The organism is Sulfitobacter sediminivivens, from assembly GCF_042611115.2.
Classification (GTDB): Bacteria; Pseudomonadota; Alphaproteobacteria; order Rhodobacterales; family Rhodobacteraceae; genus Sulfitobacter; species Sulfitobacter sediminivivens.
Window position 1 is genome coordinate 455232 of sequence record NZ_JBHGAR020000001.1, and the last position, 12906, is coordinate 468137.

General features: G+C 55.9%; 12 protein-coding genes. 9 read left to right on the plus strand and 3 right to left on the minus strand.

What is annotated here, in order from left to right:
• Nucleotides 1–3: 3 nt before the first annotated feature.
• The 3 genes from ggt to ACEWL3_RS02180 all read right to left on the minus strand — a co-directional run bounded on the left by ggt (nucleotide 4) and on the right by ACEWL3_RS02180 (nucleotide 2709).
• Entirely contained in the window at nucleotides 4–1581 is a 1578-nt protein-coding gene (gene ggt, locus ACEWL3_RS02170; protein WP_386177391.1) for a gamma-glutamyltransferase, read from the minus strand.
• A 302-nt stretch (nucleotides 1582–1883) separates the two neighbouring features.
• On the minus strand, nucleotides 1884–2288 hold the full coding sequence (locus tag ACEWL3_RS02175; protein WP_386177392.1) for an ATP-binding protein: 405 nt from the start codon (nucleotides 2286–2288) through the stop codon (nucleotides 1884–1886).
• An 82-nt stretch (nucleotides 2289–2370) separates the two neighbouring features.
• A complete protein-coding gene (locus tag ACEWL3_RS02180) occupies nucleotides 2371–2709 on the minus strand; it encodes an STAS domain-containing protein (RefSeq protein ID WP_386177393.1) in 339 nt (112 codons plus the stop codon).
• Nucleotides 2710–2796: 87 nt separating this feature from the next.
• Here ACEWL3_RS02180 and ACEWL3_RS02185 point away from each other — a divergent pair, with 87 nt between their 5' ends.
• From ACEWL3_RS02185 to rarD, 9 genes are all read left to right on the plus strand, one after another.
• Nucleotides 2797–3969: a thiolase family protein gene (locus tag ACEWL3_RS02185; protein ID WP_386177394.1), complete on the plus strand. Its 1173-nt coding sequence runs from the start codon at nucleotides 2797–2799 to the stop codon at nucleotides 3967–3969.
• A 5-nt stretch (nucleotides 3970–3974) separates the two neighbouring features.
• Complete coding sequence (locus ACEWL3_RS02190) at nucleotides 3975–4442, plus strand: GAF domain-containing protein (RefSeq protein WP_386177395.1); 468 nt, start codon at nucleotides 3975–3977, stop codon at nucleotides 4440–4442.
• A gap of 68 nt (nucleotides 4443–4510) precedes the next feature.
• Nucleotides 4511–5083: a helix-turn-helix domain-containing protein gene (locus ACEWL3_RS02195; RefSeq protein WP_386177396.1), complete on the plus strand. Its 573-nt coding sequence runs from the start codon at nucleotides 4511–4513 to the stop codon at nucleotides 5081–5083.
• A 1-nt stretch (nucleotide 5084) separates the two neighbouring features.
• Entirely contained in the window at nucleotides 5085–5705 is a 621-nt protein-coding gene (locus ACEWL3_RS02200) for a LysE family translocator (protein WP_386177397.1), read from the plus strand.
• A 1-nt stretch (nucleotide 5706) separates the two neighbouring features.
• Nucleotides 5707–6090, plus strand: coding sequence for a GFA family protein (locus ACEWL3_RS02205; protein ID WP_386177398.1), 384 nt, complete (start codon nucleotides 5707–5709; stop codon nucleotides 6088–6090).
• Nucleotides 6083–8530 carry a GcvT family protein gene (locus ACEWL3_RS02210; protein ID WP_386177399.1) on the plus strand — a complete coding sequence of 816 codons (2448 nt, stop codon included), beginning with the start codon at nucleotides 6083–6085 and terminating at the stop codon, nucleotides 8528–8530. The genes ACEWL3_RS02205 and ACEWL3_RS02210 overlap by 8 nt, the downstream gene beginning before the upstream one ends.
• Before the next feature lie 63 nt (nucleotides 8531–8593).
• On the plus strand, nucleotides 8594–9475 hold the full coding sequence (locus ACEWL3_RS02215; protein WP_386177400.1) for a homocysteine S-methyltransferase family protein: 882 nt from the start codon (nucleotides 8594–8596) through the stop codon (nucleotides 9473–9475).
• Nucleotides 9476–9486: 11 nt separating this feature from the next.
• A complete protein-coding gene (locus ACEWL3_RS02220; protein ID WP_386177401.1) occupies nucleotides 9487–11931 on the plus strand; it encodes a GcvT family protein in 2445 nt (814 codons plus the stop codon).
• A gap of 53 nt (nucleotides 11932–11984) precedes the next feature.
• A complete protein-coding gene (rarD, locus tag ACEWL3_RS02225) occupies nucleotides 11985–12902 on the plus strand; it encodes an EamA family transporter RarD (protein WP_386177402.1) in 918 nt (305 codons plus the stop codon).
• Nucleotides 12903–12906 lie beyond the last annotated feature (4 nt).

A 12906-nucleotide genomic window follows, 5' to 3' on the forward strand; every position in this document is an offset into this window, starting at 1 on the left:
CTGTCAGTAACCCAACGCGCAGCCATCCTTGCGCGGGTCACTTGCCCCTTCCAGAACACCGTCATCGCGTATTCTGATCGCCTGCGCCCCGCCGATTGGGGTGTCAGGAACAACTAAGTTATGCCCCATATCGGATAGCTTGGCATGCACATCTTTGCCAAACCCCCGTTCAACCTTGAGCGCGCCAGCATCGGCAAATGCGCGCGGTGCGTCGATTGCGCTTTGCAAATCCATGTCGAAATCAACGAGGTTCGAGGCAAAACGCGCGTGGCCACATGACTGGTACGAACCGCCCATCACACCAAAGGGCATGATGACCTTGCCGTCTCGTTTGATCATCCCTGGAATAATGGTGTGCATCGGGCGTTTTCCGCCCTTCAGCTCATTCGGGTGACCTGCCTCCAACGTGAATCCGGCCCCCCGGTTTTGCAGTAATATCCCGAATTTGTCAGATGCAATACCAGACCCAAAGCCGTGAAAGATTGAATAGATCAACGATACGGCCATGCCGTCCCGATCCACGACGGTGATGTAAATGGTGTCTTTGTGAACCGCCTCAGTCAGCGGCGCCGCGGCCTTCATCGCTTTGCGCGGATCGATCAATCTGGCCAAATTGCGAGCAGTTTCGGGGGCCAGCATATGATCCAACCGCGTCGTGAAATTTGGATCAGTCAGGAACCTGTTTCGCGCATCATAGGCCAGTTTTGTAGCCTCCGCTTCGATATGCACCCGCTGCGCCCCCAATGGGTCCATCCCGGCCAGATCAAATTCAGTGAGAATGTTAAGCAGCAATAACGCTGTGGCACCCTGACCGTTTGGGGGATGTTCGACCACTTCGATGTCCTTGTACGTGCCCGCGACAGGCGTTGTCGCGTCACATGCCGCAGCTGCGAAATCGGCAATGGTATGGGTACCACCCATGGCTTGCAGTGCGGCAATCATATCCTCAGCAACTTCGCCCGTGTAAAAAGCATCGCGGCCGTCCTTTGCGATCCGGCGCAACACCTCGGCCTGACCAGGGGCCTTAAACATGTCGCCGACTAGGGGCGGTTTGCCGTTGCTCAAAAAGTATTCTTGCGCTTTGCCTTGTAAGGAGCTGGCGTCGTTGGCCCAATCCATCGCGACGCGCGATGCCACAGGGACACCGGTTTCTGCATAATGAATTGCCGGTTGCAGTATCGCATCCAACCCTATATTTCCAACAGTCCCAGAGAGATGACAGAAAGCGTCAATAGCGGTTGGAATTGTGACCGCGTGGGCGGACTGCAAAGGCACGGTTTTCTCACCCTGTTCGCGCAGCATTGCTGCATCAAGCCCGGCAGGTGCGCGCCCCGACCCGTTAAGCGCATGAACCTCATCGCTGCCGGGAAGAGTGTAGAGTGCAAAACAATCCCCTCCGATCCCGGTCATCTGGGGTTCGCAGATGCCCAACAAAACCCCGCCAGCAATGGCGGCATCCATCGCGTTACCGCCTCGTTCAAGGATATCGATTGCCGTCTTGGCAGCGAGTGGGTGTGATGTGGCGCACATGCCGTTGGTTGCGAAAACCGAAGATCGCCCCGGAAGATGAAAATCACGCATGTATGCCCCTTACCGATAAAGCTCAAAAAACGAACCTAGCTCGGCTTTGTCAGACTGCCAACAATGTAAGGGATAAGATCCTCGACGTCGCGCACTGGGTGGGGGCTATTAAACGCGACGTCGAGGGAAGCCATAATCAGCTATGAATTATTTATGCGCTGTGACCATGGCGCAAATGTGATGCAAACGCGGCAATTTCAGGAATGTTCTGGGCTTAATTGCGGCGTGGCAGGGGGAATGGCGAACCAAAAGACACGCCTCTCTGCCGTTCTTTGAGACAGCTGGTGAAATATATTCATTGATTACTTGAAGCGGGGGATTGCCACCGCGATCCGCAACACCAGCTGATTTTTCTGACCAACGCGACGATACTGAATGTCCTTCGCCAGATCTTTTATCAAAAACCAGCCGTATCCGCCCTCGGGCAGATCGATGGGATCCACTTCGATGTTCTGGGGCAGACCAAGGGGCATATGTCCATCTGGCATCGAATTGCCTTGGTCATTGATCCTAAAATGCAGGCCGTTGGCCCGGTGGCGACATCGAATATTAATAGGCCCCTGAGGCTGCGATGCGGGATATGCGTGCTCCACAATATTGTTCAGGGCTTCGGCAAGGACCAGTTCGACGATTGCTGTCTCTTCGATATCCAGCGACAGTTGTTTCAATCCCGCAAGGAGCTGAGCCAAGGCATCGCGCACAGCCATGTTACCGCTTGGAACACAGACATTCAAAGGCTCCAAAGAACATATTTCACCTTCGTCCTGTTCATCAGGAAATAGCGCCGGATCAGTCACTTTGCGCCTTCAATGCCTGATCCAAAGTTGTATAGACACTGAAGACGGAATCCATCCGGGTAAGTTTGAACACTTTCTCAACGCCTGCTGTCAGCCCCGCGAGGATCAATGCACGTTGCGGCGCAAGGAATTTCATCGTGGCAACAATTGCGCCAAGGCCGCTGGAATCAATGAACTCGACCTGCTGCAGGTCCAACACCACGTCAGATTGCCCGGCATTGGTTGCCTTGCGCATCGCTTCTTTGAAAGCTAGCGCAACCGCCGCATCAATACGCGCTTCCTGCACGCTAACGATGCACAAACACCCTTCATTCCTTGCAGAGATTTCCATAGACATACCTTTGAGCCTTACATCCGCTCATTTGGATAGCAGCGATTGCTTACCAAGTTATGAGTGCGACCAGATCAGGAGACCATGATGAGAAATGTAGTAATTGCCGGTGCAGCGAGAACGCCAATGGGTGGATTTCAGGGCGCGTTTCAGATGCTGACAGCCGGAGAGCTGGGTGGCAAGGCGATCAAAGCAGCCCTTGATGGTGCCGGTGCCGCAGTGGTGCAAGAAGTGCTGATGGGTTGTGTCCTGCCTGCGGGACAGGGCCAAGCCCCTGCAAGACAAGCCGGCTTTGCAGCTGGTCTGGGAGAAGACGTACCTGCGACGACGCTGAATAAGATGTGCGGCTCTGGTATGAAGGCGGCAATGATCGCTTTTGATCAGATCGCACTCGGCCAGACCGATGTGATGGTGGCTGGCGGCATGGAAAGCATGACGAATGCGCCCTATATGCTGCCCAAAATGCGAAACGGTGCGCGGCTTGGCCATAGTGCAGTGGTGGATCACATGTTTCTGGACGGCCTTGAGGACGCCTATGACAAGGGCCGCCTTATGGGCACGTTTGCCGAAGACTGCGCGGAAACCTATCAGTTTACCCGCAAAGTGCAGGACGATTATGCACTGGCGTCTCTGTCCCGCGCGCTTGAGGCCCAGGCATCCGGGGCCTTTGCGGACGAGATCACGTCGGTTACGGTCAAGGACCGCAAGGGAAGCCTTGAGGTCGCTGCAGATGAGCAGCCTGCCAGAGCCAAACCTGAAAAAATCCCTCAGCTCAAGCCAGCGTTTCGCGACGGAGGTACGGTCACAGCCGCAAATTCATCGTCCATTTCTGACGGTGCAGCCGCCCTTGTTCTGGCGTCCGAGGACGCAGCGCAGGCGCAAAACCTCACGGTGCGGGCGCGTATCGTCGGCCATGCCAGCCATGCCCAGGCACCGGGACTATTTACAACCGCACCCGTGCCTGCAGCGCAAAAGCTGTTGCAACGCATTGGGTGGACCAAGGAAGAGGTCGACCTTTGGGAAGTGAACGAGGCCTTTGCCGTTGTTCCTCTTGCTTTCATGCAAGAAATGGGGCTGAGCCATGACATCGTCAACGTAAACGGGGGTGCCTGCGCGCTCGGCCATCCTATTGGTGCATCTGGTGCGCGGATCATTGTGACACTTTTGAATGCTTTGGAAAAACGCGGGCTGAAACGTGGCGTTGCAGCCATCTGTATCGGTGGCGGTGAGGGCACTGCGATTGCGATTGAACGGGTCTGACATATATGCGCGTTGATTATCCTAGCCTGTCCCAATCAATCGCATCGCTGACGTCAGGCGAAGATGATCCCATCGCCCTTATGGCAACGGTTGCCTGCGAAGTGCACCATGCCGATGACCGCTTTGACTGGACGGGGTTCTACCGGGTCACCGAGCCAGAGCTGTTAAAGATCGGCCCATACCAGGGTGGCCATGGATGTTTGGTCATTCCGTTCTCGCGTGGCGTCTGCGGGGCGGCGGCCCGGACCCGTGAGGTTCAGCTGGTGCCGGATGTTGATGCTTTTGACGGTCATATTGCCTGCGCCAGTTCAACCCGGTCAGAGCTTGTCATACCTGTCTTTGACAAAACGGATAGGCTTTTGGCGGTATTTGATATCGACAGCGATCAACATGATGCGTTCACCCAAGATGATGCCGATGCCCTGTCAGGAATTCTGTCGAACGTCTTTTCATCGGCTGATCCGCTTTCATGAAATAATGCTGGATTTTTTCATGCGACTCGGCCATCGTGAAATTCTGACCTAGAATTTCACGGATTTTCATGCGCCACGATCTGCCTGATACGCCACATACACTAGGTGCTGACCTGCGCGCCCTGCGCAAGGCGCGGGGCCTGACATTGTTGGAAATGGCTGATATGCTGGTCCGATCCGTTGGCTGGCTCAGTCAGGTAGAGCGGGATATGTCAGAACCCTCTATTACTGATCTGCGCGAAATCGCAGCCTGTCTGGATGTCTCTGTCTCTATGCTTTTTCGCCACGCCGCAGCGCCTGCGCATGAGGCCGGGTTTGTCGTGCGCAAGGATGCCCGGCGGCCCATCGGATCATCGATTGCCGGGCTGGTAGAAGAATTGCTGTCGCCTGATCTTACCGATGATTTCGAGATGGTGCATTCCACCTTTCTGCCGCACAGCAAGATCAAGGATACCGTCATTAGGCCAACCCAAGAGGTTGGGTATCTCGTGTCTGGGGCCCTCCAAATTGAGATCAACGGGAAAACCCATCAGCTAAACCCCGGCGACAGCTTTCGGGTGCGCGGCGAGCCGTTTCGCTGGGCCAATCAATCTGATGAACCCGCGGTGGCCATCTGGGTCATTGCGCCGCCGGTGTACTGATGTGACATTTGACGCCTGGATCATATTCGCGTTGTTCTGGTTGGTGTTCGTCACCACGCCCGGACCCAATGCGTTGAACTGCATCACCAATGGCATGACCATTGGATTGCGCCGGTCAATGATCGGCGTGTTGGCGATTCTCACTCAGGCGACGCTGTTTCTTGTGCTCTCTGCGGCGGGGGTCACCGCGCTGATCGCAACCTCACCTATGGGCTTTTTGATCGCGAAATTCGTCGGGGCGGCTTTCCTTGTCTACCTGGGCGTTCGGGGCTGGATCATGGCAAAGACACCGGTAAAAGTGGATGTGCGCCCCGCATCCTCGGTCTATGTGCGGGCCTTTGCCATCGCGACGATAAACCCCAAAAGCGTTGCAGGCTACTTCGCGGCATTTTCGCAATTTGTGCAACCTGACGCGCCAATCTGGGGTCAGATGTTGGTGATTATGCCCACCGCCCTCACGCTGACGGCCCTCAGCTATACAGGGTTTACAGCCCTTGGCGCAGGCATTGGACGTAATGCATTGGGCGCGGTGTTCAATGTTTGGGTGCGCCGGGTCATGGCCGTGTGCTTTGTTATCTATGGCGTGCTTCTTGGTGTGGCCTCTACGCCGGAAAGGTTTTGATGTGTTAAACGGAAGCTGCCTGTGCGGCGCGATTAAGTTTACAGCACTTGGTGCCGCCCGCGATCCAGCGGCCTGCCATTGCACCCAATGCCGAAAACAATCGGGTCACTATTGGGCCGCTGTTCAGGTCATGGACGCCGACCTGACCATCATAGGAATGCCGAAATGGTACGCCGCCAGCCCTACCGCCAAACGCGGATTTTGCCCAACCTGCGGCAGCTTTTTGTTCTGGAAGGGTAATGCCGACGACGATACAGGCATAGCCCTAGGTGCGCTGGACAGCCCGACAGGTTTGCACCTTGAGCGGCACATTTTTACCAAAGACAAAGGCGACTATTACGACATCACCGATAACGTTCGGCAGGAGGAGCAAGAAGATGAGTGATTTCCCAACCACGGCCCGCGTGGTCATCATCGGCGGGGGCGTTGTAGGCGTTTCGGCGCTTTACCATCTTGCCAAGGCTGGTTGGACGGATTGTGTCTTGCTTGAGAAAAACGAACTTACGGCTGGGTCCACATGGCATGCGGCGGGCAATTGCCCAAGCTTTTCAACGTCCTGGGCTGTGATGAACATGCAGCGGTATTCGCTGGAACTTTACTCACGGCTGGCTGAAGAAGTCGATTACCCGATGAACTATCACGTCACCGGGTCCGTCCGGCTGGCACATGGCAAAGAACGCATAGCTGAATTTGAGCGCGCCTGTTCCATGGGCAACTATCAGGGCCTGAACCTTGAGATGATGGATTTGGACGCGATCAAGGAAAAGTACCCATTCATTGAAACCCACGATCTGGCAGGCGGTCTCTATGATCCCGACGATGGTGATATTGATCCGGCGCAACTGACCCAAGCTCTTGCAAAAGGGGCGCGTGACATGGGCGCGCGCATCGAACGGTTCTGTCCGGCAACCGGGGTCATGCGCGATGGTGATGAATGGATTGTGCACACGGACAAGGGCGACATTCGGTGTGAAAAGGTCGTCAATGCAGCGGGTTATTATGCCCAGCGTGTCGGTGAATGGTTTAAACCCTATGGCGGGCGCACCGTGCCAATGGCCACCATGTCACATCAGTATTTCCTGACAGAAGAAATTCCAGAGCTCAAGGAATGGACGCTGGCACAGGGGCACAAGGTACCCCTGCTGCGCGACGTAGATAGCTCGTATTATCTGCGGCAGGACAAATACGGGTTGAACCTGGGCCCCTATGAACGCAACTGCAAGGGTCATTGGATGACACCTGATGATCCGATGCCAGAGGATTTCAGTTTCCAACTCTACCCCGATGATCTTGAGCGGCTTGAATGGTATATTGAGGACGCCATGGCGCGTGTGCCGATACTGGGCACCTCTGGTGTAGGACGGGTCATCAACGGCCCAATCCCCTATGCCCCTGATGGACTGCCGTTGGTGGGTCCGATGCCCGGCGTGCCGAACGCTTATGAGGCCTGCGTGTTCACCTTTGGCATCACCCAAGGGGGTGGCGCAGGCAAGGTGCTGGCCGAATGGGTCACCGAAGGGCAAACGGAATGGGACATGTGGGCTGTCGATCCGCGCCGTTACACCGATTACACCGATCAGGATTATTGCAACCAAAAAGCTGTCGAAGTGTATGGCCACGAATATGCAATGCATTTTCCCCACCATGCTTGGCCAGCGGGTCGCGACAAGAAACTGTCACCTGTGCATGACAAGGTGATCGCGGCGGGGGGCGTGATGGGCGCGTACAACGGTTGGGAACGCGCCAACTGGTTTGCCAAGAACGGTGACGACACCTCCGAAGAGGCCACTCAAACCTGGGATCGAAACGGCCCGTGGGCGGCGCGCATCAAAGAAGAATGCGAAGCAGTGCGCGACCGCGTCGGTGTGCTGGATCTGCCGGGTTTCTCGCGGTTCAACCTCACAGGCGAAGGTGCCGCCGAGTGGTTGCGGAGCCAGATCACCGGCGGCTTGCCCAAAGTGGGCCGTATGAACCTTGCTTATTTTGCGGATGATCGCGGGCGTATCCTGACCGAAATGTCCGTGCTGCGCCATGCGGAGGATCATTTTACCCTGATTACTGCCGCCACAGCGCAATGGCATGACTACGACGTGCTGCGCCCTGCCTTGGATACCGGATTGAACCTGACCGATCACACAACCGAATACAGCACATTGATTGTGACCGGTCCAAAATCACGTGAATTGTTTGAGGCATTGTCGACCAAGGCCGACCTCTCTGCCACATGGTTGTCGCATCAGACGGCTGAAGTTGCGGGCATCAAATGCGCTTTGGCGCGGGTCAGCTTTGCGGGCGAACTTGGCTGGGAAATTCATGCCGCGAACGCAGACATTCCCGCGCTCTATGATGCTGTGACAGGCGCGGGTGCCGTGCCGTTTGGCATGTGGGCGCTGAATTCGCTGCGCATCGAAAAAGGGTATCGCGCATGGAAGGGCGACTTGTCCACTGATTACACAATGTTCGAAGGTGGGTTGGACCGCTTTGTCAAACTCGACAAACCACAGGACTTTCCCGGCAAGCAGGCATTGCTGAATGAAAAACAGCAGGGCAGCAAAAAGCGCTTTGTGACCATGGTCGTCGAAGCAGGAGATCAGGATGCGCCCTATATGTCCACGGTGCTGCACAACGGCCAAGTTGTCGGTGAAACGACCTCGGGCGATTGGGGCTACCGTATCGGAAAATCGGTGGCGCTGGGGATGATCCGCACCGATCTGGCGGTGCCTGGGACCAAACTGACCATCAATATATTTGGCAAGATGTACAGTGCCACGGTGCAACCGGATCAGCCGCTGTGGGATCCGGATAATGATCGGTTGCGCGCATAACTGCTTCGCTTCAATCAAAACACCGCAGGGAAACGACAAAATCCCTGCGGCGGGGGAATGACAATGACACAAATCACGCTGCTGGATGGTGGATTGGGCCAGGAGTTGGTCCATCGGGCGGGGGATCGACCGACACCCTTGTGGTCAACGCAAGTGATGATCGACCATCCCGGCATGGTGGCAGAAGTGCACCGGGACTTTGCCGCTGCGGGGGCCACGATTATCACCACCAACAGCTATGCCCTGCACCGCGACCGTCTGGAGGGCACGACGTTCGAAAATGAATTTGAGGCCCTTTATGCATTGGCCCTGAAAGAGGCACGGGGCAGTGGTGCGCGGCGCGTTGCCGGCTCAATTGGGCCGTTGCGCGCATCCTATCGCCCTGATCTGCATCCGGAGCCTGAAGTCGGTGCCCTGCTTTATGCCGAAGTTTCGGGCCTGCTTGCGCCTGAATGTGATCTGCTCATTTGTGAAACAGTTGCCTCTCATGATCATGCGGTCAGCGTGCTCAAAGGAGCGGGCCCGACGGGCAAACCAGTGTGGTTGTCGCTGACCGTCAATGACAAGGACGGCACATTGCTGCGCTCTGGCGAACCGCTTGTTTCGGTTCTTGAGGCAGCAAATGCAGGGGCCACCGCAATCTTGATAAACTGCTCTGCACCAGAGGCGATCCCGGCAGCACTGAATGTCCTTGCCCAGGGCGACCTGCCGTATGGTGCTTATGCCAATGCTTTTGAGCAGATCACGGATGATTTCCTCAAGGACAAACCGACTGTGGATGCGCTGACCAAACGGCAGGATATGACGCCGGCTGTCTATGCCGATCACGCGATGGCGTGGGTCGATCAGGGGGCCACTATCATTGGCGGATGCTGCGAAGTGAGCCCTGCCCATATTGCTGAAATCGCTAGTCGCCTGCGCGCAGCTGGGCATGATATTGTATAAGGAGCCTTACAATGGCTGACGTTCCCTCACACGCACGCGTGGTTATCATCGGCGGCGGCGTTATTGGCTGCTCTGTTGCGTATCACCTGACGAAATTGGGGTGGAAAGACGTTGTGTTGTTGGAACGCAAGCAACTGACGTCTGGCACCACATGGCATGCGGCGGGCCTGATCGCTCAATTGCGGGCCACGGCCAATATGACCAAGCTGGCGAAGTATTCTCAGGAACTTTACGGCAAACTTGAACAAGAAACAGGCGTGGCGACCGGTTTCAAGCGCTGTGGGTCCATCACCGTGGCGCTGACCGAGGAGCGCAAGGAAGAGATTTACCGCCAGGCGGCGATGGCGCGTGCTTTTGGTGTAGCCGTAGAAGAAATCAGCCCTGCAGAAGTCAAAGCAAAGTATGAACATCTGAATATTGACGGGGTCACGGGCGCGGTTTTCCTTGAAAAGGACGGGCAGGGCGACCCGGCCAACATCGCGTTGGCACTGGCCAAAGGCGCGCGGCAGCGCGGTGCCAAGGTGATCGAGCGTACCCGCGCATCCGGGGTCACCCGTGAGGGCCGCAGGATCACTGGCGTCACCTGGGAACAGGGTGACGAGACGGGTCACATCACCTGCGACATGGTTGTGAACTGTGGTGGCATGTGGGGCCACGAGGTGGGCCGCATGTTGGGCGTGAACGTGCCGCTACACGCCTGCGAGCACTTTTATATCGTGACTGAGGCGATCCCGGGCCTGACCCAATTGCCCGTCCTGCGCGTGCCGGACGAATGTGCGTATTACAAAGAAGACGCAGGCAAGATGTTACTTGGGGCATTTGAACCGAATGCAAAACCATGGGCGATGAACGGCATCCCCGCAGACTTTGAATTTGATCAACTGCCAGAAGATTTTGATCACTTTGAACCCATTCTGGAAGCGGCGGTAGAGCGCATGCCAATGCTGGCAGACGCAGGCATTCACACCTTTTTCAACGGACCGGAATCCTTTACACCCGATGATGCCTACCATCTGGGTCAGGCCCCCGACATGGACAATGTCTGGGTCGCCGCCGGCTTTAATTCCATCGGCATTCAATCGGCGGGCGGCGCAGGCATGGCACTGGCGCAATGGATGGAGGATGGCGCAAAACCCTTTGATCTGGGCGATGTGGACATTGGCCGCATGCAACCCTTTCAGGGCAATAAGACTTATCTGTTTGAACGCTCCAAAGAAACGCTGGGATTGTTATACGCCGATCATTATCCGTACCGGCAAAAGGCCTCTGCACGCGGTGTGCGGCGCACGCCGTTTCACCAACACCTGCTGGATCAAGGCGCGGTCATGGGCGAACTGGCCGGATGGGAGCGCGCCAATTGGTTCGCTAGCAATGGGCAAAAACCCGAATACGAATACTCGTGGAAGCGGCAAAATTTCTTTGACAATGTGGCCCAAGAGCTGGCCGCGATCCGCACGAATGTCGGGATGTACGACATGTCATCTTTCGGAAAAATCCGTGTGGAAGGGCGCGATGCAACTGCATTTTTGAACCATGTGGGGGGCGGGCAATACGATGTGCCAGTGGGCAAGATCGTCTATACTCAATTCCTGAACCATCGCGGCGGGATTGAGGCGGATGTGACGGTCACGCGCCTCTCTGAAACGGCGTATCTGGTGGTAACACCAGCCGCGACCCGTCTGGCGGATGAAACATGGATGCGCCGGCATATGGATGATTTTAACGTCGTCATCACCGATGTCACAGCAGGCGAAGGTGTGTTGGCCGTCATGGGCCCGAATGCCCGTAAGTTGTTGCAGGCGGTGTCACCGAATGATTTCTCGAACGACATAAACCCGTTTGGCACGGCGCAGGAGATTGAGTTGGGGATGGGGCTGGCTCGTGTCCACCGCGTTACCTATGTTGGCGAGCTTGGTTGGGAAATCTATGTCAGTGCTGACATGGCTGCACATGCCTTTGAAACACTGCACGCAGCGGGGCAGGACATGGGGCTGAAATTGTGCGGCATGCATATGATGGATTCTGCGCGGATCGAAAAAGGTTTTCGGCATTTTGGACATGACATCACGTCAGAGGATCACGTTCTTGAGGCAGGCCTTGGGTTTGCTGTAAAAACTGACAAGCCTGACTTCATCGGGCGCGACGCCGTCCTGCGCAAAAAAGAAGAGGGGCTGAATGCCCGTCTGTTGCAGTTCCGTCTAACTGACCCTGAACCATTGCTTTATCACAATGAGCCGATTATCCGGGACAATCAGATTGTTGGTTTCTTGTCCTCTGGATCATACGGCCACCATCTAGGTGCGGCAATTGGATTGGGGTACGTCCCTTGCAAAGATCAAACTGCCGGTGATGTTCTGGCATCAGCATATGAAATTGACGTGGCAGGAACACGGGTCAGGGCGGAAGTATCCCTTAAACCAATGTATGATCCCACGTCGGAGCGTGTGAAGGTTTAGCACTGGCAGCGGAGTGCGTATCGCGTTACCTGCCTTGAGGTGGAGGACACCGAATGCGCAACCCTGACAGTCTGAAAAAAAACGCAAACGAGGATACGCCGCAGGGCCTTGCATTTGCTGTAGGGGCCTATGTCTTGTGGGGCTTTTTGCCGCTCTATATGAAACTGTTGTCTCATATGTCCGCAGCAGAAGTTGTGGCGCACAGGATTATCTGGTCCCTACCTATCGCAGCGATCGTTCTGATTGCCTTGCGCCGGACCTCCGATTTGCGCGATGCCCTCAGATCCCCCCGCATGTTGTTGATGGGCTGCGTGACGGCGGCACTCATCTCAGTCAATTGGGGTATCTATGTCTGGGCGATCTCCTCAGGCCATGCGTTGGACGCTGCCTTGGGGTATTACATTAACCCGCTCTTCAGCATCTTTCTCGGCGCGGTTCTTCTTGGTGAACGTTTGTCGCGGGCGCAGTTGGCGGCGATTGCTTTGGCTGCCGGCGCGGTGCTGGTTCTGACCCTTGATGCCGGACGCATTCCCTGGGTTGCGCTGGGTCTGATGTTGTCATGGGGCCTTTACGCGCTTGCCAAAAAGAGGCTGCCTATCGGGCCCAATCAGGGATTTCTGTTGGAGGTCTTAATCCTGATACTGCCCGCACTTGCAGTTTTTGGATATTTGGTGAGCACAGGACAGTCCCATTTTCTAACGGGCGGCGCGTTGGATACCTGGCTGTTGATCGGCTGCGGGGCGGTGACGGCAATCCCGCTGATGATCTATGCCAACGGCGCGAAACTGCTCAGGCTGTCGACCATCGGCATTCTTCAGTATATCGCGCCGACAATGATCTTTCTCATTGCGGTTTTTGTTTTTGACGAACCTTTCGGCCCCGCGCGCATGATTGCGTTTCCGATGATCTGGGCCGCACTGGTGATCTATTCGACTTCAATGCTACATCAGATGCGGCACAAGACCGGATGAGACA